The following is a 22,648-nucleotide window of genomic DNA, read 5'->3' on the forward strand; positions in this document are numbered from 1 at the left end:
GCCTGCGACCGAGGTCACGAGCGGCCCCGTACGAAGGTCGCCGCCTGGCGGACGGACAGTTCCGGCAGGTACGCGCGGACCAGCGCGATGCCGATCGCGGGCAGCGTCACCGGGTCCGGGTAGGCCATGATCAGCGGGTGCAGCTCGGGCTGGAACTTCTGCTTGAACTTCAGCAGCGAACGGAAGCCGTAGACCGGTTCGAGCGACGAGCTCAGGTAGCTGAGCACCCGATCCATGGTGTCTTGTCCCCCGTCCGGCGTGGCGGCGGTGTGGGCGAGTGGTGCGGCGGACAGCGACATGAACTCGATGCCGTCCTCCTTCATCCTGGTGGCGGCTTCGGCGATGAGGAACTCCATGACGCCGTTGATGCTGTCGGGCCGCCGGCGCATGAAGTCGAGGGTCCAGCCGATCACGATGCCGTTGCGGTAGGTGGGCAGCCAGCTGGTGACGGCCTCGATGCGGCCGTGCTCGGGGCCGTCGCCCTCGTTGACGGCCAGCATCAGCCGCACCTCCGCGTCGCGGAGCTCGTCGAGGCCGCCCAGGGTGAAGCCCATCTCGGGCAGATCCTTCTCGGCCACCCACTGCTCGGAGATGTCGGAGAGCTGGACGGCGGCGGACAGTGAGAGACCGGCGTACGAGGTCCACCGCGCACGGATTCCGGCCCTCTGGGCGCGGTTGATCGAGCTGCGGACGTCCTGCCACTTCTTGCCCGTGGTCGCCCACAGCTGGGGCCGGATGACGGTCTCCTCTGCGACCGTCATCGTCGACCAGCCCAGGCGCTCGAACAGCCCGCTGTAGCGGGACTCGACACTGTAGAAGACGGGGATCCAGCCGTTGTCGTCGCAGAACCGGGCGAATCCCTGGATCGCCCCGTCGTGCGGCGTCGGCGCGCCGAACGGGCCGCCTGTCGTCAGCGCGACCCGTCCCTCCACCCGGTACGCGATCGCGCCGCCGCCCACCGGATCGAACCAGTAGGAGTTACCCGGCCACGTCGCCATGAACGAGATCGCGTCCCCGCCGCCGCGGCGGAGCAGCTCACGCACGTGCCCGGACTCCCCCGTTCCTCGCCGCCGCAGTCCGCGGCCCAGCATCGCCGGGACAGCGGCAACGATCGCGACGAGCCAGAACACCGTTCCGATGTTGTGGTAGACCACCGTGGCCAGCGGAGTGGTCGGCAGGTACTGCACCGGCTCGCGGCGCAGGAAGCTGACCGGGATGAAGCGCTCCAGGACGTCGTCGAACAGGTCTGCCAGGTCGATGGGGCGCGTGAAGCCGGTGTCCTTCTGCAGCCAGCCGACGAGTACGTACACGCCGATCAGCGCCACGCCGGTCGTGAGCACGACCACGATGTACCGGCGCACCGCACGGGCGGACGGCATGACCGTGAAATGCCGACGGAAGACCACCATCAGGACGGCCATCGCCAGAGGCGCCAGGGTCGAGAGGGCGAGGATGGCCGTGATCTCCCAGTAGCGCGCCGACACCACCGGCCGTGCCGACGCGACGGGCAGGATGCCGTAGTAGAGCGCTGACAGCAGCGCGAGCAAGCCGTTCACCGCGACCGCGAGCCAGACCGCGAACCGGCGCCCGCGCAGCAGTCCGTACGCCGCGACCAGCAGGAGCAGGAGGGGCAGCACAGAGAGGAGCACCGGCCCCAGCCCGTTGATCCGTTCCAGCGTCAGATCGCGGACGCATTGACGGGTCACGGCGAAGGCCTGGCAGCGCTCGATGACGGAGGACGCGCTCGGCGCCTCGTTGCTGAACAGCAGCCCGACCGGCGACAGCATCCCGTAGCGCGTGGAGTTGAGCAGACCGATCACCGGTCCGAGCGCTGTGATCGTGACCGCCGACGCGAGCAGCACCCGGACCTCGTGGTGGGAACTGCGCAGCCAGTCCCCGACGATCTTCCGCTGCCGCAGCAGCGGCCCGAGGGCGAGTCCGGTGAGCACCGCCAGCAGTCGGTAGAGGTCGGAGGGCAGGCCCGAGTAGAGCAGGTACATGATCGCCACGAGAAGGGTGATCACGCGGATGCGGCGCCGCCACAGCGTCCCGGCGAACGCGCTCGCGGTCATCACAGTGCCGCCGATCGCCGTGAAGACGTCGAGCACCAGCAGGCCGTGCACGTTGCGCGCCCAGAGCTCCCCGATGTCGTTCGCCAGGACCTGCACGATGGCGCCGACGACCACGCCGACCGCCGCTGTTCCGAAGAAGGCGAGCACGGTTCGCCACGTGCCCATCAGCCGCTCAGAGGCGCCGACGAGCGCGACGGTGAGGATGAGGACGACGATCAGCTCGACCAGGTCGTCGGTGAACAGCACCGCGGTGAAGGGCGACCACCAGTGGCCGTCCAGCAACTGCACCGCGCCGGCGCCCAGCCAGCCGCGGAGGGGGCGGTGCGGGCCGCGGAGCGGACCCGTGACCAGCGCGAGCACCAGGATGAGCAGGGTCACCGCCGTGGTGAACGGATGCCGGACGATCAGCCGTCCGATTCGTTCGAGAAGACCCTTCAGCGTCACGAACCGAGTCCCAGCTGTTCCGCGATCACCGGGAACCCGTGTGTGAGGACGTAGCGCACCGTTTTCCAGTCGTGCGCCGTGCCGGGTGAACTGAGCACCTCGGCGTGCACGCCCGCACGCATCGCATCCTCGGACAGTTTCCGTGCGAAGGCGGAGTACTTCGCGTCGTTCGCCCCAGCGCCGAAGACCATGACCGAGTCATGGTAAGGGGCGTGCGCGACGAATTGCGCCGCCGGCTGCGCCTTCTCGAACGCCGCCTTCGATCCCCCGAACCCCGTGCTGATGGTCAGCTCCTCATTCCCCAACGTCGGCCCGAGTTCGCTCGACGAGGCGAGCGCGGAACCGAAGATGTCCGGCCTGCTGCTCGCGAACTGGACGGCGCAGGTGGCGCCTTGCGAGTAGCCGAACACCCCCCATCCTGCCGGGTCACCGCTCACGCGGAGGTTCGAACGCACCCAGTTCCGCACATCCGTCAGAAGATAGGTCTCCGAGTTGCCGTAGTCGTGGGAGTCGATGCACATCGGATTGCGGCCAGGCCCGCCGAGCTGGTCGGGTGCGACAACGATCGGGGCGTACCCGCCGTGCGTGGCGGCGAACGCATCCATCGCGGAGGCGACGCCGCCCGCTGTGAACATGTCGGCGGGCGCGCCGGGCTGGCCGGACAGCGCGTACAGCACGGGAAGCGCCGGCGGGTTCGCGGTGAGCGCGATGGGCGGCAGGTAGACGACCGCCTCGCGAGCCGGGAACCGCGACACGGTGGCGGGGATGTGGACGGTCCCGACCTCGCCCTTCTGCGGGACCACCGGCGGGTCACCAGCAGGGAGGTTCGCCGACACACGCCAGTCGGTTCCAGCGATCACCTGGCCCCTCTCCGAGTGCAGGTCGAGGGCCTTGTACGGCACAACGCCGATGGCGTCGTTCAGGTTGCGGTAAGCGCCGAAGTCGGCATTGATCCCGCAGAACGCGGCGACGAGGAACACCGGGATGCTGACAGCCGCGATCAGCTTCCGCCACCACCGCGAGCGGAACAGGTTCGCCACCGCGAGGCTCACACCGCCGAAGCCGAGGGCCGTCCACAGTGTGGTCACCGGAGTGAGGGCGACACCGAACAGGTCCAGCACATCCGTCAGCAGCCACACCAGGAACCACCCGGCCAAGCCGCCCCCGAGCGCAGCGAGCAGCCCCGCGAGCGTGCGCTTCCAGGTGGGGCGGACCAGCAGGTACAGCGCGAGCGCGGCGGCGACGACATCGAGCGCGATGAGGAACGGCGGCTTGTCGATCCTCAGGGTCAGGAGCCAGTTCAGGGCGGATTCCTCTCGAAAGCTCAGGTCGGTGCGCTCGGTGGTGGACGCTTCATTATTCAGGGCTCAGTTCACCGATAGCTGAGGCTCCGTGAGAGTTCAGGAAACTTCCAGGGCGGTTACTCGACCGCCAGCGCCTCCACCGGCGACACCCGCGTGGCCCGGCGGGTCGGCGCGAGAGCCGCGACCACCGCAAGAGCCGCGGCGGCGACCACGATTGCGGCCAGGAACGGCAACGGAAGCACCGGGGCCATGAGCCCGCCTCCCGGGATCATGCCGAGCAGCGACTGAGCACCGATCCAGCCGTACAGGGTGCCCAGCACGAGGCCGGTCAGCACCGAGGCGACCGTCAACTGCGCGCTCTCCGCCAGGATCATCCTGCGCACCTGCGCGGCGCTGAAACCGAGCGCCCGCAGCAGGCCGAGCTCCCGGCCCCGCTGCAGCACGCTCAGCGACAGCGTATTGACCACGCCGCACGCCGCGATGACCGCCGAGAACCCGACCAGGACGGTGAAGACGGCCAGCGTGCCCTCGATGACCGGGGCTGCACCCTCGTAGACGCCCGGCTCGCGCGCCGACGCCTCCCGGATCAGTTCCAGCCAGGTCGAGGCGGCGACGACGAACATGGTGATCAGCGTGACGCCGATCACCAGGCCGATCGCCGTGCGCGAGCTCCGTTCCGGGTTCCGCACGGCGTTGGCGGCGGCCAGACGGCCCGCCGCTCCGCGTCCGACGACCAGGCCGACGGTACGCAGGACCGCGGGCAGGAAGAACGGCGCCGCCTGCACGATCCCGGTGAACGAGAGGACGCCGCCGAGCATCGCGATGAGCACGCCGTAACGCGAGAGGTCGGCGAGGAGCGAACCGGCCCGCAGGAACACACCGAGACCGAGCAGCAGCCCCAGCGTGAGAAGAGCGCCACCGCTCAGGATGAGGCCCAGCGAAACCCCGAGTCGTGCGCGGCTACGGACGACCTGCGCCGGGCGTTCCTGCGCCGCGCCGAGCGCCTGCACGGGTGTCACGGAGAGCACCCGGCGGCTCCCGATCCAGGACGCGAGCCAGGTCGTCAACACGACGACCACGGCGGGGCCGACCATCGCAGGCGACAGCACCGGATAGGTCACATCGGGCAGGGTCCCGGTCGCCACGAAAAGCCGGACGGCGAGGAGCGCCAGCGCGGCTGCCGCCGCCCCGCCGACCAGCGCGCCGATCAGCCCGACGGCGAGCCCTTCCCCCGCCACCGACCTCCTCTGCGCACGCGCGCTCGAGCCGATCAGCCGGAGCAGCGCGATCGTGCGGGTGCGACCGGCGATGACCGTCGCGAACGTGTTCGTGGTGACGATCGCCCCGACGTAGACGGCGATCACGAAGAAGATGCCCGCGACGAGGGCGAGGGCGACCTGGACGCTGCCGTGTTCCCCCACCTGCGATGCGCCGATGTAGGCGTCCAGGATGTTCACGCCGCCGACCAGCGCAACGCCGAACGCCGAACTGAGAGCCGCGACCAGGATGCCCGCCCGGTGATCGCGTGCGTTCGCCCGGAACGCGGAGAAGGGCCGACTCACGCGCGCGACTCCATCCCGAGCATGAACGAGGAGATCTCCTCGGCGCTGGACTGCGGCCGCTCGGCGACGACGCGGCCGTCGGCGAGGAAGACGATGTGGTCGGCGAAGCTCGCCGCGATCGGGTCGTGGGTGACCATGGCGATGCTCTGTCCGGACGTGCGCGCCGCATCCTGCAGCACGGTGAGGACCTCTCGACCGGTGCGCGAGTCCAGGTTGCCGGTCGGCTCGTCAGCGAAGACCAGGTCCGGCCGCGTGGCCAGCGCGCGGACGATGGCGGCGCGCTGCTGCTGCCCGCCCGACAGTTCGTGGGGCCGGTGGGTGAGCCGGTCGCGCAGGCCGAGAGTGTCGATGAGGTGGTCGACCCGCTCGGACTCCTGCCGGGTCGGCCGCCGGCCGTCCAACTCGAACGGCAGCAGGATGTTCCCGCGTACATCGAGGGTCGGCACCAGGTTGAACGCCTGGAAGACGAACCCGACGCGGCGACGGCGCAGCACCGTCAGTTCGGCATCGCCGAGATGGGTGATCTCGGTGTCGCCGAGGAAGACACGGCCGCGGGTGACCGAGTCCAGTCCCGCCATCACGTGCATCAGGGTCGACTTGCCGGAGCCGCTCGGCCCCATGATGGCCGTGAACCGGCCGGCCGGAATGCCGACGGTCACGTCGTCGAGCGCGCTGACGCGTCCGGGGCCGGCGCCGTAGGTCTTGGTCGCCGCTTCGACGCGGGCCACCGTTTCGGTGAGAGTGAGGTCCATGTGATCAACGCTAGGGAGCGGCGGAGGCCGCCGGATCGGGCGACGGGCCCATCCTGTGTCCTCCCTGAGGATGACGTGGGATGTCTGTGCGGTCCGCCCCCGACCGCCCCGAGTTTCGTCGGTCGGAGATTCGGACTCGGACTGGCCGCGATCTCCGGCGGGCCGCGGTGCGTCGGAGACTCGCAGCGAGTCCTCCGACGATGGGCGGCGGATCTCCGACGGGAGGCGACGCTACTCGGCGGCGGTCAGCCCGTGTTCGAAGGCGTAGACGACCATCTGGACGCGGTCGCGCAGCCCGAGCTTGGCGAGGATGCGGGAGATGTGCGTCTTCACGGTCGCCTCGCTGAGGAACTCCGAGCCCGCGATCTCGGCGTTGCTGAGGCCGCGGGCGGCGAGGACGAAGATCTCCCGCTCCCGCGAGGTCAGGGAGGAGAACTCGGCCGGCTCCGGCCGGGTCGGCTGGGCGGACGAGAAGTACTCGAACAGTTCTCGCGTGGCCCCTGCGGCGATCACCGCGCTGCCGGCGTGCACTGTGCGGATCGCGGCGAGCAGGAACTCCGGTTCGGCGTCCTTCAGCACGAAACCACTCGCGCCGCCGCGGATCGCACGCGCCGCAGCTTCGTCGAGGTCGAATGTCGTCAAGACCACGATCCGGGGCGGCGTCCGGCCGGCACGCTCCGCGTCGGCGATGATCGCGCTGGTTGCGGCGATGCCGTCCATCACCGGCATGCGGATGTCCATCAGCACCACGTCCGGTCGGGCCTCGGCCGCGAGGCGCACGCCCTCCTGGCCGTTGCCCGCCTCGCCGGCAAACTCCAGGTCGCCCTGCGAGCTGAGCAGCATCCGCACGCCGGCCCGGAACAAGGGCTGGTCGTCGACCAGCAGCACCCGGATGCGCGTGCCCGTCGCGGCGCCGCTCGTCGCGCCCGTCCCTCCGCCGCTCACGCTGCCACCCCCGGCAGGAACGCGGTCACCACGAACTCGCCGCCCTCCGGACCCGCCGTCAGCGACCCGCCGGCGAGGGACGCGCGCTCGCGCATCCCGGGCAGTCCGTGGCCGACGCGCTGCAGGGCACCAGTCGTGGTGGGCTCGGGGGTGGTTTCTTTCATGGTGTTCCTCACGGTGATGACGAGGCCGGGCACACGGCCGGCCGCTGGGTCGGCGGGCGCGGCGGCGAGCACGACGCTGGCCGGACGGCCGGTGTCGCCGTGCCGGAGCGCGTTGGTGAGCGCCTCCTGGACGATGCGGAAGGCGGCGAGCTGCTGAGCGGAGCCGAACGCGTCGAGCGCCCCGCTGCGCTCGAGGGTGACCGGCAGGCCGGCCGACCGGATGTGCTCGACCGTCTGGTCGAGGTCGGCCAGCGAGGGCTGCGGACCGTCGTGCGCGCCCGGCGGTCGATCGGGGTCGGCAGGATGCGACTGCCGCAGCTCGGCCAGGAGCACGCGAACGTCGCCGAGCGCCGAGCGCGCGGTGGAGGCGATGGTGGCAAGTGCCTCATCCACCGCATCGGGGTCGTTGTGCCGGGCATACCGGGCTCCATCGGCCTGCGCGATCACCACGGCCAGGGAGTGAGCGACCACGTCGTGCATGTCCCGGGCGATCCGGGTGCGCTCCTGCTCGACCACGACGTCTTCGACGGCCCGGTCGCGGTCGAGCTCGGCCGCGTCGCGTGCCCGCCGTGCGGCGCGCGCGTTCCGCCAGGTGCGCACCAGCAGGCCGAGCACCCAGGACAGCCCGAGCACGGTGACGCTCACCACGAAGAGGAAGGCGAACTGCAGTGCCACACTGGCGATCGCGCTGGACAGCAGGTCGTAGTAGCCCTGCGCCACCGCTGCGGTAACGGTCAGGTAGAGGGCAGCGACGAAGGCGCCGATGCCGGCCGAGATGAGTCCGGCCGCCCGAACGACCCGGTCGCCGTAGGCCGCCGTCGCGTACAGCACGATCAGCACTCCCAGGTCGCTGACCAGGATGCTGTGGCCGGTCGTCATCTGGAGGACGGCCGCGAGCCACGCGATCGAGAGCGCGACCGCCGGGGACATCCGGCGGAGGGCCACAGCCACGGAGAAGGCGGTGAGCACGACGAAGGCCGCCCGGTCCTGTTCGCCCGCGATCAGGCAGAACACCAGGAAGGCGACCGCGCCGATGATGTCGACGGTCAGCTGCGTCCGGGTGAGACGCCGGACCAGCTGGGCGCGGTCGGCGTCATCCTCGGTGACGTCCGCACCCCCGCTGGATGCGAGCCAGACCAGCACGGACGGACCCTGCCGGCCGCCCCCGATCCGTCGCGCGCCTGCGGCCGGTGAGGCCTCCGTGACCGCCGTCTGCGCCGCACGCTGCCGAGCGACCAGGAAGCCCAGCAGCCACGCGGCAACGAAGATCACCGCCAGCAGCAGGCTCATCAGGACGAAGCCGATCCCCTGGCTCGTGTAGTAGCCCGCGATGACCGGCCCGAACTGCGGGAACTTCAGGTCACCTCGAACCGTGAACAGGTACGCCATCGCCGGCGCGACCAGAATCGCCGAGGCGAAGTCGAGCCACCGCAGCACGCGGCCGCCGTGGGCGGCCACTCCCACCAAGGCCACCACCACCGCGATCGACGCGATCACACGGAACGCTCCGCCCATCGAGTCCTGCTCCGCCAGCTCCAGCAGCACCGCCACCCACAGCAGCCCGAGCGCGACAGTGGGCAGGATGCGCGACACTGCGACAGCCGCGCAGTAGAAGACGAGTGCCAGCGCGGCCGACATGTCGTACGGCAGCCCGGTGACGAACCATGCCGCGAACAGCGCCACCGCAAGCGCCGGCTCCAGCACCCAGCGGTGCGGCGCGAGCGCGCTCAGGAGTCGGCGACGGGAGGGCATGCCTCTACCGTACGGGCCGGGCTGCCACGCTCGCCTCCCAGCGGCCAGGAATCATCCTCGGGATGTAGCACGCCTCAGCGTGCCTCAGAACCCGAGCCGCCCAAGCTGCTTCGGGTCGCGCTGCCAGTCCTTTGCGACCTTCACCCGGATCGACAGGAAGACGTGCCTCCCGAGCAGTTCCTCGATCGGCTTGCGCGCGGTCGCTCCTACGTCGCGGATCCGGCTGCCGCCCTTCCCGATCACGATCGCCTTCTGGCTGTCGCGCTCCACGAACAGGTTCGCGTAGACCTCGACCAGGTCTTTGTCCTCGCGCTCGACGATGTCGTCGATCGTCACCGCCAGGGAGTGCGGCAGCTCATCGTCGACGCCTTCGAGCACCGCCTCCCGGATCAGCTCCGAGATGCGGTCCTCGATCCCCTCGTCCGTGATGGCCTCGTCCGGATAGAGCGGCGCGGGCGACGCCGGCAGCAGCTTCATCAGCTCGTCGGTCAACGTCTCGAGTTGGATGTTGTCGGCGGCGGACACGGGCACGATCGCGTCCCACTCCCGCAGCTCCGACACGGCGAGCAGCTGCTCGGCGACCTGAGCCTTGCACGTCGCGTCCACCTTGGTCACGATCGCGACCTTCTTGGCCCGCGGGTAGTCGTCGAGCTGCTCGTTGATGAACCGGTCGCCCGGGCCGATCTTCTCGTCGGCGGGCACGCAGAACCCGATCACATCGACGTCGCCGAGCGTCGACTGCACGAGCGTGTTCAGTCGCTCGCCGAGCAGGGTGCGCGGGCGGTGGATGCCCGGGGTGTCGACCAGGATCAGCTGGCCGTCCTTCTGGTGCACGATCCCGCGGATGGCGCGGCGGGTGGTCTGCGGCTTGGAACTCGTGATCGCGACCTTCTCGCCGACGAGGGCGTTGGTCAGCGTCGACTTGCCCACGTTGGGGCGGCCGACGAACGAGACGAATCCGGCGTGGTACTCGGTCACGATCTGCTCTCCTGGGTGGTGTGTCGCCTGTCGCCGCCACGGTCGCTGCCGTGCCGGTCGCTGCCACGGTCGCTGCCGTGCCTGTCGCCGCCACGGTCGCTGCCGTGCCGGTCGGTGCCGTGGCGGTCCGGGCGGTCCTCGTCCTTCGGCATGGGCACGCTCCCACTGTCACGGCTGGGTTGCGGAAGCAGGGCGACATCCCGCTCCACCAGCACCGACGCGACATGCTTGTGGCGGCCCTCGATGCGATCCACGGTGAACCGCAACCCGTGCACCTTGACCGTCGACCCGACCTCGGGCAGCCGGCCGAGTGCCTTCGTGACGAGGCCGCCGACACTGTCGACATCCTCCTCCTCGATCTCGATGTCGAACAGCTCGGCGAGGTCGTCGATCGGCAGCCGGGTCGCCATCCGGTAGCGGCCCTCGCCGAGCGGCTGGATGAGCGCCACTTCGTGGTCGTACTCGTCCGAGATGTCGCCGACCAGCTCCTCGATGAGGTCTTCCAGCGTCACCAGGCCCGCGATGCCGCCGTACTCGTCGACCACCATCGCCAGGTGGTTCGACTCGCGCTGCATCTGCGCCAGCAGGGCGTCGGCCTTCTGCGACTCGGGCACGAACAGGGCCGGCCGCGCCAGGTCTCCGACGGTCAGGTCGTCCGCGCCGAGCGGACGCTCGAAGCTCAGCTTGGCCGCATCCCTCAGGTACAGGATGCCCATCACCTCGTCGGGGTCTCCGCCGTCGATGACCGGCATGCGCGAGACGCCGGTCGAGAAGAACAGGCCCATGGCGGTGCCCAGACCGGCGGTCGTATCCACCGTGATCATGTCGGTGCGCGGGATCATCACCTCTCGCACGACCGTGTCGTTGAACTCGAAGATCGAGTGGATGAGCTCCCTGTCGTCCTCCTCGAGCACGTCGAACTCGGTCGCCTCGTCGACGATCGACAGCAACTGCTCCTCACTGGTCACCGGGGCCGAGCGAGCCCGCGACGGCGTCACGCGGTTGCCGAGGGCGACCAGTCCGCCCGGGATGGGTCCGAGCACGACCCGGACGAAGCGCACGATGGGCGCGGCCAGCCGCAGCAGGACAGTGGAGTTGGCCCGGCCGACGCTGCGCGGGCTCACGCCGACCAGCACGAACGACACCGCCGTCATGATGAGCGCGGCCACGATGAGCGAGACCCACCATTCGGCGAAGATCTGCTCGAACGCCAGCGTGACCAGCACCGCGGCCGTCGTCTCCGCGAGGAGGCGGGTGAAGCTGACCGCGTTCAGGTAGGCGCCCGGGTCCTCCGCGATCGCCCGCAGGGACTTCTTCGCGCGCGAGGTCTCCGCCAGGTCGGCGATGTCGGCGCGCGACTGCACGGCCAGGGCGGAGTCGACGGCGGCCATCAGGCCGCCGAAAGCAACCAGCAGGAACGCGACGATGAAGAACAGCGCCTGCAGCATCCCGGCTCCTAGCGCTGTCGGTCGTAGCGGGCGAAGCCGACGAGGATGTCGCGCTGGATCGCGAACATCTCGCGCTCCTCCGCCGGCTCCGCGTGATCGAAGCCGAGCAGGTGGAGGATGCCGTGCGTGGTCAGGAGCAGCAGCTCGTCCATCAGCGAGTGTCCGGCGGTCTCCGCCTGCACCTGCGCGACCTGCGGGCACAGCACGACGTCGCCGAGGAGCCCGGCCGGCGACGGCTCCTCCTCGGTGCCCGGCCGAAGCTCGTCCATGGGGAAGCTGAGCACGTCCGTGGGGCCGGGCTCGTCCATCCACTGCACGTGCAGCTGCTCCATCGCGGCCTCGTCGACGAGCACGATCGCCAGCTCGGCGTCCGGGTGGACGTGCAGGATGTCGAACGCGTACGTCGCCAGCCGCTGGAGGGCGGCTTCGTCGACCTCGATGGTGGACTCGTTGTTGATCTCGATGCTCACTGCGGCCCTATCGTCGCTTCCGTGTCGGTCTATCGGCGCTTGGGGAGGTGATCGCGCGGGCTGCCGCCGCGGCGCTCGGCGCGGTTCGCGAACTCGGCCGCCTGCTCCCGCTCGTAGTGCCGTGCCTGCTGGCGCGCGTCGTACTCGGTGTACGCGTCGACGATCCGCCCGACCAGGCTGTGGCGCACCACGTCGTCGCTGGTGAGGCGGGCGAAATGGATGTCGTCGATGTCGTTGAGCACCCGCGTCACGAGCCGCAGGCCGCTGGCGGCGTTCGGGAGGTCGACCTGGGTGATGTCGCCGGTGACGACCATCTTGGAGTTGAAGCCGAGACGCGTCAGGAACATCTTCATCTGCTCCGGCGTCGTGTTCTGCGCCTCGTCGAGGACGATGAACGAGTCGTTCAGCGTCCGCCCGCGCATGTAGGCGAGCGGTGCGACCTCGATCGTCCCGGCGGCGAGCAGCTTGGGTACGAGGTCAGGATCCATCATCTCGTTGAGCGCGTCGTACAGCGGGCGCAGGTAGGGGTCGATCTTGTCGGTGAGCGTGCCGGGCAGGTAGCCCAGACGCTCGCCCGCTTCGACGGCCGGGCGGGTCAGGATGATCCGGGTGACCTCTTTGCGCTGCAGCGCCTGGACGGCCTTCGCCATGGCGAGGTAGGTCTTGCCGGTGCCGGCCGGGCCGATCCCGAAGACGATCGTGTTGTGGTCGATCGCGTCGACGTACTGGCTCTGCCCGAGCGTCTTGGGTCGGATGCTCTTGCCGCGCGCGGTCAGGATGGCCTGGCCGAGCACATCCGACGGGCTGAGGTTCAGGTCGGTACCCAGCATCCGCGCCGAGCTGGTCACCTCGGCGGGCGAGAGCTCCTGGCCGTTGCGGACCATCTCCAGCAACTCCTGGACGAGGCGCTCGGCGGCGGCGACCTGGGTCGCATCACCGGTGAGGGTGATCTCGTTGCCGCGCACGTGCACGTTGACGAGCGGGTACTGCCGCTCCAGCGTGGTGAGCAGCCGGTCCTGCGGTCCGAGCAGACGAACCATCTGGATGCCGTCGACGCTCAGGCGCGCTTCGGCGCCCGCCTGTTCTCCCGGGTTCGAGGCGCCCTGGGTCGATTCAGAGTTCGGCAAGAGATCCTTCCCGGAGGCTTTCGCCGCCGTTATCGCTGAGGACGTGTGCGTGGACGTGGAACACGGTCTGGCCCGCTCCGGCGCCGGTGTTGAAGATGAGCCGGAAGTCGCCGTCCGAGTGCTCCTCTGCGAGGTGCTTCGCGGTGGCGACGAGCTCGGCCAGCAGCCCCGGGTCGCCCGCGGCGAGCTCCGCGACGTCGCGGTACTCCTCCGTCTTGGGGACGACGAGCAGGTGCAACCGGGCCTTCGGCGCGATGTCGCGGAACGCGATCAGCCGGTCGGAGTCGAACACCACATCGGCCGGGATCTCGCCCGCGATGATCCGCGAGAAGATCGAACGCTCCGTGTCTGCCATATCCCTATCCTATTCGCGCACGCCGACAACGCGGCTGGGGTCACCAGCGCCCGAGCGCGGCGTTGAGGACGGCGAGGGCGGCCGGGCCGGCGGTAGAGGTGCGGAGCACCGTGTCGCCGAGGCGCACGAGCTCGCCGCCGGCGTCACGCAATGCCGCCAGCTCCTGCGGCGCGATGCCGCCCTCGGGTCCGACGACGAGCACGAGGTCGCGGCCATCCGGTCGGATGGCCGTCAGCGGCGCCTCGGCGTCCGGTTCGAGCACGAGAACGCGCGCGCCCGCCGTCAGCGACGCGAGCTGCTTGGTCGTCGCCAGCTCACCCACCTCGGGCGTCCAGGCGCGGATCGACTGCTTGGCCGCCTCCCGCACGATGGTCGCCCAGCGCTCACGGCCCTTCGCGACCTTCGCGCCCTCCCACCGGGAGATCGAGCGGGATGCCGCCCACGGCAGCACCGCATCCACACCGAGCTCCGTGGCCGCCTGCACGGCCAGTTCGTCACGGTCGCCCTTCGCGAGCGCCTGCACGAGCGTGATCGCTGGTGTCGGGCGTGGAACGCGCGACACCGCCTCCACGTCGATCGTCAGCTCGGTGTTCGTCGCCACGAGCACCTCGCCCGACGCCACCAGACCGCGGCCGTTGCCGATCAGCACCGACTCGCCCGGCCGGGTCCGGTTGACGGTCGCCGCGTGCTTCGCCTCGGCGCCGCTCAACGACAGCCGGGCGCCGACCTCGACGTCGTCGAGGTCCTCACGCAGATACAGGGACGCCATCGCTCGCAGTGCTACAGGTTGAGGAAGCGGTCGCGGAGCTTCGCGAACAGACCCTGCTGGAAGTGCGCCAGCGAGGGCTGCGCCGCCTTGTGGGTCGCGGCGAACTTCTTGATCAGCTCTTTCTCTTTGTGGTCGAGCTTCGTCGGGGTGACCACCTGGATGCCGACGCGGAGGTCGCCGCGGCCGGTGCCGCGCAGGTGGGTGATGCCGCGATCCTTCACGCTGATGATGTCGGCGGACTGCGTGCCGGGCTTCAGCTCCAGGCGGATGTCGCCGTCGAGCGCCTTGACGGTCGCCGTGGTGCCGAGGATGGCATCCGTCATCGACAGCTCCAGCGTGCAGAGAAGGTCGTCGCCGTCCCGGCTGAAGATCTCGTGGTGCTTGACCTTGATCTCCAGATAGAGGTCACCGTTGGGGCCACCGGCAGGGCCGGCCTCGCCGCTGCCGGGCATCTGCAGGCGGAGGCCGGTGTCGACGCCTGCTGGGATGTCCACCGGAACGGAGCGGCGGGCGCGCACACGGCCCTGGCCCTGGCAGGTGACGCACGGCGTCGCGATGACGGTGCCGTACCCGCGGCAGGTGCCGCACGGGCTCGAGGTCATCACGTTGCCGAGCAACGAGCGCACCGAGCGCTGGATGCTGCCGGTGCCGTGGCAGATGTCGCAGGTCACCGGCTGGGTGCCCGGCTGGCAGCAGGAGCCGTTGCAGGTCTCGCAGACGACGGCCGTGTCGACCTCCAGGTCGCGATGCGTGCCGAAGATGACCTCGTCCAGGTCGACCTCCACGCGCAGCAGGGCGTCCTGACCGCGCTCACGCCGCGACCGCGGGCCGCGGCCCGCTCCCCCGCCGCCACCGAAGAACGTCTCGAAGATGTCGCTGAACCCGGCGAAGTCGGCTCCGCCCGCCCCACCGCCGAAACCGCCCGAGCCGCCGAGGTCGTACTGCTGGCGCTGCTGCGGGTCGCTGAGCACGTCGTACGCGTGCGTCACGAGCTTGAACCGCTCCTGCGCTTCGGCGCTCGGGTTCACATCCGGGTGGAGCTCCCGCGCGAGCCGGCGGTACGCCTTCTTGATGTCGTCGGGGCTGGCGTCGCGCTCGACGCCCAGGACTTCGTAGTGGTCGGCCACGTGGGGCTGTTCCTTCTTCTCGATCGAGTGCTGTGTACTGGGTTCTGCGAGTGGATGCGGTGCAGGCTACTGCTCGCCGAGCATCCGGGAGAGGTATCGGGCGACGGCGCGGACGGCCGCCATGTTGCTGGAGTAGTCCATGCGGAGCGGGCCGAGGAGGCCGACGCGGGCCACATCGGACCCCGCCGCACTGTAACCGCTGGAGAGGATGGATGCTTCCGTCAGGCCGAAGCCGGCGTTCTCGCGGCCGATGCTCACGGCGACGCCGTGCTGGTCGGTCGCCATCTCGTCGAACAGGCGGAGCAGCACCACCTGTTCTTCGATCGCCTCGAGCACCGGGGTGATCGTGCCGGGGAAGTCGAGTTCGGTGCGGACCAGGTTGGCGGCGCCCGCCATGACCAGCTTCTCCTGCCGGTTGGCAGCGATCTGGTCGAGCAGAGCCCCGGCGACCGGTTCGACCAGCGCACGGCTGCGGTCGGTGAGAGCCGACGGCAGCTCGCGCAGGCGCGCGGTCGCCTCGGCGAGGGTCAGCCCGGCCGCCGCGCCGTTGATGGCGCCGCGCACCTCGGCCACGTCCTCATCGCTCAGCTCGGAGGCCAACTCGATCACACGCTGCTCGACCGCCCCGGAGTCGGTGATGAGCACGCTGAGCAGCCTGCGCGGCGACATGGCCACGAGCTCGATGTGACGGATGCGCGACCGCGCGACCGAGGGGTACTGCACCAGCGCCACCTGGTTGGTGAGCTGTGACAGCAGGCGGACAGTGCGGGACAGCACGTCGTCGAGGTCGGCGGAGTGACCCAGGAACGTCTCGATCGCCGTGCGCTGCGCGGGCGTGAGCGGGCGCATCTCAGCGAGGTGGTCGACGAACAGGCGGTAGCCCTTGTCGGTGGGGACACGGCCGGACGAAGTGTGCGGAGCCGCGATCAGCTCCTCCTCTTCGAGCAGGGCCATGTCGTTGCGGATGGTCGCCGCCGACACGCCGAACGAGTGCCGTTCGACGATGCTCTTCGATCCGACCGGCTCGCGCGACGCCACATAGTCCTGGACGATGACGCGCAACACCTCGAGGCTGCGTTCCGAAACCATCCCCGCCTCCCGTCGACCGATTAGCACTCACGCTTCCTGAGTGCCAATCCTACCGCGAGGAAACACCACGAGGGTGATTGCTGGCTGAGACACGGCAGCAGTACCTTATGTGCAACGGTTCGACACGCTCGCAACCGATCATGAAAGGGTTCCGCCAATGACAGACCCGAACCAGCCGTCCGACCCCACGGGAGGCGTCCCTCCGCAGCAGCCGGGCGGCGTCCCGCCGCAGCAGCCGGGCGGCGTCCCGCCGCAGCAGCCCGGCGGTGTCCCGCCGCAGCAGCCGTATTCGAATGTCCCGCCGCAGCAGCCCTACGCGCAGCCGGCCGGTGGACCGCAGCAGCCCTACGCGGCAGCGGCGGCACCCCTCGACGCCGCGCAGGACAAGCAGTGGGCGTCGTTCGCACACTTGGGCGGCATCCTGTGGATCCTGCCATCGCTCATCATCTGGCTGGTCTTCAAGGACCGCGGCCGGCTCACCAATCAGGAGGCCAAGGAAGCCCTCAATTGGCAGATCACCTGGATCCTCGCCTGGGTGGCGTCGCAGATCATCGGGATCATCATCGGCAGCTTCACGTACGGGCTCGGCTACCTGCTCTTCGGTCTGCTGATCCCGTGGGCGCTGTACATCGTCAACCTGGTGTTCTCGATCCTCGGCTTCGTCCGGGTGAACAGCGGTGGAACGTACCGCTACCCGATGAACTTCCGGTTCATCAAGTAGTCGACGCGTTCAGGCTCTTTCAGCCTCGGGCCTCGCGCCCTAGGCTGGGGCCGACCGCGCCCACCCGGCCAACCAGAGGAGAACCGCACCATGTCCGCGACACCCCCGCCGCCCCCGCCCCAGCAGCCGTACGGTGGCGCCGCACAACTCAGCCCCGCAGACGAGAAGCTCTGGGCGACACTCGTCCAGGTCGGCGGGATCCTGTTCAGCTGGATCCCGGCGCTCATCGGCTACCTGGTGCTGAAGGACCGCGGCCCCTTCATCCGCGCACACACGGCGACCGCCCTGAACTTCCAGATCACGATCTTCATCGCCTACGTGGTGGGCGGCATCCTGTCGATCGTGGTGGTCGGAATCTTCATCATCCTCGCCGCCTGGGTGCTCGACATCGTGTTCAGCATCATCGCGGCCGTGAAGGCGAACCAGGGCGAGTTCTACACGTACCCGATCGCGATCCGGTTCGTCAGTTGAGCGTCCAGCTGCGCTAAGCGGCTTCGTCCGCCAGCAGCCGGCGCACCACCGCGTCGGCCAGGAGCCGCCCCCGCAGGGTCAGCACGATCGACCCGCGGAGGGCGGCTCGTCCGTCTATCAGGCCGTCGGCGATCAGGGCGGGCACTTCGTGGCGGCCTGCATCGCCGAGTTCGGTGGTCCGGACGCCCTCGCGGATGCGGCTGAGAAGCAGCACGCGCTCCACGTGACGGGTCTCCTGGCCGAGGGTCTCTCGGCCCGCCGCCGGCGACTCGCCGCCCAGCACGCGCTGAGCGTAGGCCGCCGGATGCTTGACGTTCCACCAGCGGACACCGCCCACGTGGCTGTGAGCGCCCGGCCCGATCCCCCACCAGTCGTGCCCCAGCCAGTAGGCCAGGTTGTGCCGCGAGCGGTGGGCCGCATCCGTCGCCCAATTGCTGACCTCATACCAGTCGTAGCCGGCGTCGGCGAGCCGGCGGTCGGCCAACTCGTACATGTCGGCCTCGAGGTCGTCGTCCGGCTCGGGTACCTGGCCGGAGCGGATCTGCCGGGCGAGCTTGGTGCCGGCCTCGACGATCAGCGCGTAGGCCGACAGGTGATCCGGCTCGCAGGCGAGCGCGGCGTCGAGGCTCCGCGACCAGTCGTCCAGCGACTCCCCCGGCGTCCCGTAGATGAGGTCGAGGCTGACCTGGAGGCCGGCGTCGCGAGCCCAGCCGACGACGAGCGGGACGCGCGCCGGGTCGTGTGTGCGCTCCAGGGTGTGGAGGACGTGCGGAACGGCGGACTGCATCCCGAACGACACCCGTGTGAAGCCGGCGTCGGCGAGGCGGCGCAGATCGTCGGCGTCCACCGAGTCGGGGTTCGCCTCGGTGGTCACTTCGGCGCCGTCGGCCAAGCCCCAGGCGTCGCGGACGGCGCCGAGCATCGCGGCGAGGTCGCCCGGCGGGAGGAGCGTCGGGGTGCCGCCGCCGAAGAACACCGTCGAGACCGGCCGGTCGGGGATGCCGCTTGCGTGCAGGGCCCGGGCCGCGAACTGCACCTCTCCCACCGCGTGGCCGGCGTAGTCGGACTGCGAGACGCCGCGGAGTTCGGTCGCCGTGTAGGTGTTGAAGTCGCAGTAGCCGCAGCGCACCCGGCAGAACGGGACGTGCAGGTAGACCCCGAAGCCGCGGCTGTCCGCGTCGTCGGCGGCGGTCGCCGGAAGCAGGCCGTCTGCGGGCGCAGGGTCGCCGAGGGGCAGAGCGCTGGGCATCAGGCGGAGCTCGCGGGGTGCAACGCGCGCAGGTACTTCGCGGTGTAGCGTCGCTGAACCGTCGCCAGGATCGGCGCGGCCATCCGGTAGAAGGCGTTCGACGGGCGGGACAGCGCCCGCACCCGGAACCAGACCGTGCCGTCCTCGCGCCGTTCGACCAGGAACAGCTCCTCGCCGCTCTCCGGGTGGCCATGCAGCGTGCCGTAGGCGAAGCCGCGGCGGTGCGGCTCATCGACGACGTAGACGACCCGGACGGGGGCGGTCACCCGGAACGGGCCGAAGGGGATCTTCAGCACCGCGGTCATCCCATTGCGGACGAACGGCGTGCCGTCGTCGGCGTAGACGTCCTCCTCCGGCCGGTTCTCGCGCATCCGCATCGGTGTGCCGTCGGGTCCGAACTCGACGCCCTCGTACTGGACGCCGGTGCCTTCGCGGACGTCCGTGACCTGGATGCCGCTGCCCTTCTGCACCCCCCAGGCCATCAACGCGGTCGCCGCGGCGTCGAACCGCTCGTCCCCGCTGCCGAGCCGGACGGTGCGCTCGAGCGGCTTGTAGCCCTTCGGCGGGTAGTAGAGCAGATCCGCCGCCTGGGTGGCGCCGACCGCCCCGTACGTGACGGGCTGGTCGGTGAAACTCGAGCGGCGCATGTATTCATCTTCCGCCATGTCGGAGGGGTTCGCGAACCCGGGTTCGCGCGCTACTTCTTCTCTTTCTTCTCCGTGTCGCCGGAGAGGGCGGCGATGAACGCCTCCTGGGGGACCTCGACGCGGCCGACCATCTTCATGCGCTTCTTGCCCTCCTTCTGCTTCTCGAGGAGTTTGCGCTTGCGGGTGATGTCGCCGCCGTAGCACTTCGCGAGGACGTCCTTCCGCATGGCGCGGATGTTCTCGCGGGCGATGATGCGCGCGCCGATTGCGGCCTGGATGGGGACCTCGAACTGCTGGCGCGGGATCAGCTCGCGCAGGCGGGAGGCCATCATGGTGCCGTAGGCGTAAGCCTTGTCGCGGTGGACGATCGCGCTGAACGCATCCACCGCCTCACCCTGGAGCAGGATGTCGACCTTCACCAGGTCGGATTCCTGCTCGCCGAACGGCTCGTAGTCGAGGGAGGCGTAGCCGGCCGTCTTCGACTTGAGCTGGTCGAAGAAGTCGAAGACGATCTCACCGAGCGGCATCGTGTAGCGGATCTCGACGCGGTCCTCGCCGAGGTAGTCCATGCCGAGCAAGGATCCGCGACGGCCCTGGCAGAGCTCCATGATGACGCCGACGTAGTCTTTGGGCGCGAGGATGGCCGCCTTGACGACCGGCTCCTCCACCTTCTCGATCTTGCCGCCGGGGAACTCGCTCGGGTTGGTGACGGTGACCGTCTTCTTGTCTTCGGTCGTCACCTCGTAGATCACGCTCGGGGCCGTCGTGATGAGGTCGAGGCCGAATTCGCGGGACAGGCGCTCGGTGATGATCTCCAGGTGCAGCAGGCCGAGGAAGCCGCAGCGGAATCCGAAACCGAGAGCCACGGAGGTCTCGGGCTCGTAGACGAGGGCGGCGTCGGACAGCTTCAGCTTGTCGAGTGCCTCGCGCAGCTCGGGATAGTCGCTGCCGTCGAGCGGGTAGAGACCGGAGAAGACCATCGGCTTCGGCTCCGTGTAGCCAGGAAGCGCGACCGTGGCGGCTTTCGCCGCAGTCGTGATCGTGTCGCCGACCTTGGACTGGCGGACGTCTTTCACGCCGGTGATCAGGTAGCCGACCTCGCCGACGCCCAGGCCCTTCGACGGGGTGGGCTCGGGCGAGGAGACGCCGATCTCGAGGATCTCGTGCGTGGCCTTCGTCGACATCATCTGGATGCGCTCGCGCGGCTGCAGCTTGCCGTCGATCATTCGGACGTAGGTGACGACACCGCGGTAGCTGTCGTAGACCGAGTCGAAGATCATGGCCCGGGCCGGCGCGTCGGCGTTGCCGACCGGTGCGGGGATCTCGGCGACGACGCGGTCGAGGAGCGCCTCCACGCCCATCCCGGTCTTGCCCGAGACGCGCAGCACGTCTTCGGGGCGACCGCCGATCAGACTGGCCAGCTCGGCCGCGTACTTGTCGGGGTCGGCGGCCGGGAGGTCGATCTTGTTCAGGACCGGGATGATCGTGAGGTCGTTCTCGAGCGCGAGGTACAGGTTGGCCAGGGTCTGGGCCTCGATTCCCTGCGCCGCGTCGACCAGGAGGATGGCACCTTCGCACGCCGCCAGGGAACGGGACACCTCGTAGGTGAAGTCGACGTGCCCGGGAGTGTCGATCATGTTGAGGGCGAACGTCTGTCCCTCCACCGCCCACGGCATGCGCACCGCTTGGCTCTTGATCGTGATGCCGCGCTCGCGCTCGATGTCCATGCGGTCGAGGTACTGCGCGCGCATGTCCCGGTCCGAGACCACGCCGGTGATCTGCAGCATGCGGTCGGCCAGCGTCGACTTGCCGTGGTCGATGTGGGCGATGATGCAGAAGTTGCGGAGGGAGGCCGGGTCGGTCGCGGCGGGCTCGAGGGCCTGAAGAGCTCGTGGTGACATCGTTCGGCCATTCTTCCATGAACGCCCGGTGCGCGGGCACGCGGTGTCGGGTCAGGCGAAGCGCTCGCCGCGCTCCACCACGCGGCCCTGGCCGTCTTCCCAGCGATAGACCTCCGCGCCGCCGATGAAGACGCGCTCGGCTCGCGAGTTCACGTCGAGTGGATCGCCGGACCAGATGACCACGTCTCCGTCGAGTCCCGGAGTGAGCGAGCCGACGCGGTCGTCGAGGCGCAGGAACGCGGCGGGGTTCACCGTGAGGGCCTCCAGCGCCGTCTCGCGCGGCAGCCCGTCTTTCACCGCGAGCGCCGCCTGGTAGATGAGGAAGTTGATCGGCACCACCGGGTGGTCGGTCGTGATGGCGACCCGGACGCCGGCTCTGGCGAGCACGGCGAGGTTGGCGATCGCGCGGTCGCGTAGTTCGACCTTCGATCGCGAGGTGAACATCGGCCCGAAGATCACCGGGATGTCGCGCTCCGCGAGCACGTCGGCGATCTTGTGCGCCTCGGTGCCGTGATTGACGACCAACCGGTAGCCGAATTCGTCGGCGAGCCGCAGAGCGGTGGCGATGTCGTCGTGGCGGTGGGTGTGCTGATCCCAGGCGAGTTCGCCGTCGAGCACCCGCACCAGCGTCTCCTTGGAGAGGTCGCGGTCGAACGGCTTGCCCTCGAGTTCGGCGTTGTCGCGCTGGGTGCGGTAGTTCTGGGCCGCGACGAAAGCCTCCCGGATGATCATGGCGACACCCAGGCGGGTGCTCGGCGTCTGGTTCTTGCCGCCGTAGACCCGCTTCGGATTCTCGCCCAGGGCGGACTTCACACTCACGGCCTCGTGGATGACCTGCTCGTCGATGATGCGGCCGCCCCAGGTCTTAATCGCGACCGTCTGGCCGCCGATCGGGTTGCCGGAGCCGGGCTTGACGACCACCGCGGTGACGCCGCCCGAGAGCGCGTCGCGGAAGCCCTCGTCGTCGATGTTGATGGCGTCGATCGCGCGAACCGCCGCCGTGTTGGGAGTGGTCATCTCGTTGGTGTCGTCGCCGGCCGGACCGTTGGCCTCCTCGTGGATTCCCACGTGCCCGTGCGACTCGATGAAGCCGGGGAGGACCCACTTGCCCGCCGCATCCACCACCGTCACCTCGTCGGGCACCGTCACGTCACCCGCGGCACCGACCGCCTCGATGACGCCCTCCCGGACGAGCACGACGCCGTTCTCGATGGGCTCCTGGGAGACCGGGACGACGTAACCGTTGACGATGGCGATGGTGGTGGAAGTCATGGATCGAGCCTACGCGCGCCGGTTCGGCG

Annotated in this window: 20 protein-coding genes; 2 read left to right on the forward strand and 18 right to left on the reverse strand. The window is 69.6% G+C overall.

Going from position 1 to position 22,648, the window contains the following annotated elements; translation table 11 throughout:
* Window positions 1–14: 14 nt before the first annotated feature.
* From AB4079_RS10750 to hrcA, 14 genes are all read right to left on the reverse strand, one after another.
* A complete protein-coding gene (locus AB4079_RS10750; protein WP_441787285.1) occupies window positions 15–2,516 on the reverse strand; it encodes a bifunctional lysylphosphatidylglycerol flippase/synthetase MprF in 2,502 nt (833 codons plus the stop codon).
* The gene (locus AB4079_RS10755; RefSeq protein ID WP_441787286.1) at window positions 2,513–3,673 is read right to left on the reverse strand and encodes an alpha/beta hydrolase; all 1,161 of its coding nucleotides are present in this window, start codon (window positions 3,671–3,673) and stop codon (window positions 2,513–2,515) included. Before AB4079_RS10755 ends, AB4079_RS10750 begins: the two co-directional genes overlap by 4 nt.
* Before the next feature lie 263 nt (window positions 3,674–3,936).
* The gene (locus AB4079_RS10760; protein ID WP_441787287.1) at window positions 3,937–5,382 is read right to left on the reverse strand and encodes an FtsX-like permease family protein; all 1,446 of its coding nucleotides are present in this window, start codon (window positions 5,380–5,382) and stop codon (window positions 3,937–3,939) included.
* Complete coding sequence (locus tag AB4079_RS10765; protein WP_441787288.1) at window positions 5,379–6,134, reverse strand: ABC transporter ATP-binding protein; 756 nt, start codon at window positions 6,132–6,134, stop codon at window positions 5,379–5,381. The genes AB4079_RS10760 and AB4079_RS10765 overlap by 4 nt, the downstream gene beginning before the upstream one ends.
* A gap of 231 nt (window positions 6,135–6,365) precedes the next feature.
* The gene (locus AB4079_RS10770; RefSeq protein ID WP_441787289.1) at window positions 6,366–7,079 is read right to left on the reverse strand and encodes a response regulator; all 714 of its coding nucleotides are present in this window, start codon (window positions 7,077–7,079) and stop codon (window positions 6,366–6,368) included.
* A complete protein-coding gene (locus AB4079_RS10775; RefSeq protein WP_441787290.1) occupies window positions 7,076–8,995 on the reverse strand; it encodes a sensor histidine kinase in 1,920 nt (639 codons plus the stop codon). Before AB4079_RS10775 ends, AB4079_RS10770 begins: the two co-directional genes overlap by 4 nt.
* 84 nt (window positions 8,996–9,079) lie before the next feature.
* On the reverse strand, window positions 9,080–9,973 hold the full coding sequence (era, locus tag AB4079_RS10780) for a GTPase Era (protein ID WP_441787291.1): 894 nt from the start codon (window positions 9,971–9,973) through the stop codon (window positions 9,080–9,082).
* Window positions 9,970–11,421 (reverse strand): hemolysin family protein, encoded by a 1,452-nt coding sequence (locus AB4079_RS10785; RefSeq protein WP_441787292.1) that lies wholly within the window; start codon window positions 11,419–11,421, stop codon window positions 9,970–9,972. The genes era and AB4079_RS10785 overlap by 4 nt, the downstream gene beginning before the upstream one ends.
* An 8-nt stretch (window positions 11,422–11,429) precedes the next feature.
* Window positions 11,430–11,891, reverse strand: a complete 462-nt coding sequence (gene ybeY / locus AB4079_RS10790; protein ID WP_121260820.1) for an rRNA maturation RNase YbeY — start codon at window positions 11,889–11,891, stop codon at window positions 11,430–11,432.
* Between the two features lie 29 nt (window positions 11,892–11,920).
* Window positions 11,921–13,018: a PhoH family protein gene (locus AB4079_RS10795; protein ID WP_441787293.1), complete on the reverse strand. Its 1,098-nt coding sequence runs from the start codon at window positions 13,016–13,018 to the stop codon at window positions 11,921–11,923.
* The gene (locus tag AB4079_RS10800) at window positions 13,005–13,373 is read right to left on the reverse strand and encodes an HIT domain-containing protein (RefSeq protein WP_441787294.1); all 369 of its coding nucleotides are present in this window, start codon (window positions 13,371–13,373) and stop codon (window positions 13,005–13,007) included. Before AB4079_RS10800 ends, AB4079_RS10795 begins: the two co-directional genes overlap by 14 nt.
* Before the next feature lie 40 nt (window positions 13,374–13,413).
* Complete coding sequence (locus AB4079_RS10805) at window positions 13,414–14,142, reverse strand: 16S rRNA (uracil(1498)-N(3))-methyltransferase (RefSeq protein ID WP_441787295.1); 729 nt, start codon at window positions 14,140–14,142, stop codon at window positions 13,414–13,416.
* Window positions 14,143–14,153: 11 nt separating this feature from the next.
* A complete protein-coding gene (gene dnaJ / locus AB4079_RS10810) occupies window positions 14,154–15,269 on the reverse strand; it encodes a molecular chaperone DnaJ (RefSeq protein ID WP_441787296.1) in 1,116 nt (371 codons plus the stop codon).
* Window positions 15,270–15,335: 66 nt separating this feature from the next.
* Window positions 15,336–16,358 (reverse strand): heat-inducible transcriptional repressor HrcA, encoded by a 1,023-nt coding sequence (gene hrcA / locus AB4079_RS10815; RefSeq protein ID WP_441787297.1) that lies wholly within the window; start codon window positions 16,356–16,358, stop codon window positions 15,336–15,338.
* Window positions 16,359–16,515: 157 nt separating this feature from the next.
* Here hrcA and AB4079_RS10820 point away from each other — a divergent pair, with 157 nt between their 5' ends.
* Together AB4079_RS10820 and AB4079_RS10825 are read left to right on the forward strand one after the other, a co-directional pair.
* Window positions 16,516–17,079 carry a DUF4870 domain-containing protein gene (locus tag AB4079_RS10820; RefSeq protein WP_441787298.1) on the forward strand — a complete coding sequence of 188 codons (564 nt, stop codon included), beginning with the start codon at window positions 16,516–16,518 and terminating at the stop codon, window positions 17,077–17,079.
* A 90-nt stretch (window positions 17,080–17,169) separates the two neighbouring features.
* On the forward strand, window positions 17,170–17,550 hold the full coding sequence (locus AB4079_RS10825) for a DUF4870 domain-containing protein (protein ID WP_441787299.1): 381 nt from the start codon (window positions 17,170–17,172) through the stop codon (window positions 17,548–17,550).
* Between the two features lie 13 nt (window positions 17,551–17,563).
* Here the strand turns inward: AB4079_RS10825 and hemW are convergent, their stop codons facing one another.
* The 4 genes from hemW to AB4079_RS10845 are packed head-to-tail and all read right to left on the reverse strand — an operon-like array spanning window position 17,564 to window position 22,619.
* Window positions 17,564–18,799, reverse strand: coding sequence for a radical SAM family heme chaperone HemW (gene hemW, locus AB4079_RS10830; protein WP_441787300.1), 1,236 nt, complete (start codon window positions 18,797–18,799; stop codon window positions 17,564–17,566).
* Entirely contained in the window at window positions 18,799–19,464 is a 666-nt protein-coding gene (locus AB4079_RS10835; protein ID WP_441787301.1) for a DUF1990 family protein, read from the reverse strand. Before AB4079_RS10835 ends, hemW begins: the two co-directional genes overlap by 1 nt.
* 32 nt (window positions 19,465–19,496) lie before the next feature.
* Window positions 19,497–21,347: a translation elongation factor 4 gene (gene lepA / locus AB4079_RS10840; RefSeq protein ID WP_441787302.1), complete on the reverse strand. Its 1,851-nt coding sequence runs from the start codon at window positions 21,345–21,347 to the stop codon at window positions 19,497–19,499.
* 51 nt (window positions 21,348–21,398) lie between these two features.
* On the reverse strand, window positions 21,399–22,619 hold the full coding sequence (locus AB4079_RS10845; RefSeq protein WP_441787303.1) for an amidohydrolase: 1,221 nt from the start codon (window positions 22,617–22,619) through the stop codon (window positions 21,399–21,401).
* Between the last annotated feature and the right edge of the window lie 29 nt (window positions 22,620–22,648).

Source organism: Leifsonia sp. 2MCAF36 (assembly GCF_052115525.1).
GTDB lineage: Bacteria > Actinomycetota > Actinomycetes > Actinomycetales > Microbacteriaceae > Leifsonia.

Coding starts and splice junctions, on each gene's coding strand:
- AB4079_RS10765 (WP_441787288.1), bottom strand. CDS start 6,134: ATGGACCTCACTCTCACCGAAACGGTGGCCCGCGTCGAAGCGGCGACC.
- AB4079_RS10775 (WP_441787290.1), bottom strand. CDS start 8,995: ATGCCCTCCCGTCGCCGACTCCTGAGCGCGCTCGCGCCGCACCGCTGG.
- AB4079_RS10785 (WP_441787292.1), bottom strand. CDS start 11,421: ATGCTGCAGGCGCTGTTCTTCATCGTCGCGTTCCTGCTGGTTGCTTTC.
- AB4079_RS10800 (WP_441787294.1), bottom strand. CDS start 13,373: ATGGCAGACACGGAGCGTTCGATCTTCTCGCGGATCATCGCGGGCGAG.
- AB4079_RS10805 (WP_441787295.1), bottom strand. CDS start 14,142: ATGGCGTCCCTGTATCTGCGTGAGGACCTCGACGACGTCGAGGTCGGC.
- hrcA (WP_441787297.1), bottom strand. CDS start 16,358: ATGGTTTCGGAACGCAGCCTCGAGGTGTTGCGCGTCATCGTCCAGGAC.
- AB4079_RS10820 (WP_441787298.1), top strand. CDS start 16,516: ATGACAGACCCGAACCAGCCGTCCGACCCCACGGGAGGCGTCCCTCCG.
- AB4079_RS10825 (WP_441787299.1), top strand. CDS start 17,170: ATGTCCGCGACACCCCCGCCGCCCCCGCCCCAGCAGCCGTACGGTGGC.
- hemW (WP_441787300.1), bottom strand. CDS start 18,799: ATGCCCAGCGCTCTGCCCCTCGGCGACCCTGCGCCCGCAGACGGCCTG.
- AB4079_RS10835 (WP_441787301.1), bottom strand. CDS start 19,464: ATGGCGGAAGATGAATACATGCGCCGCTCGAGTTTCACCGACCAGCCC.
- lepA (WP_441787302.1), bottom strand. CDS start 21,347: ATGTCACCACGAGCTCTTCAGGCCCTCGAGCCCGCCGCGACCGACCCG.
- AB4079_RS10845 (WP_441787303.1), bottom strand. CDS start 22,619: ATGACTTCCACCACCATCGCCATCGTCAACGGTTACGTCGTCCCGGTC.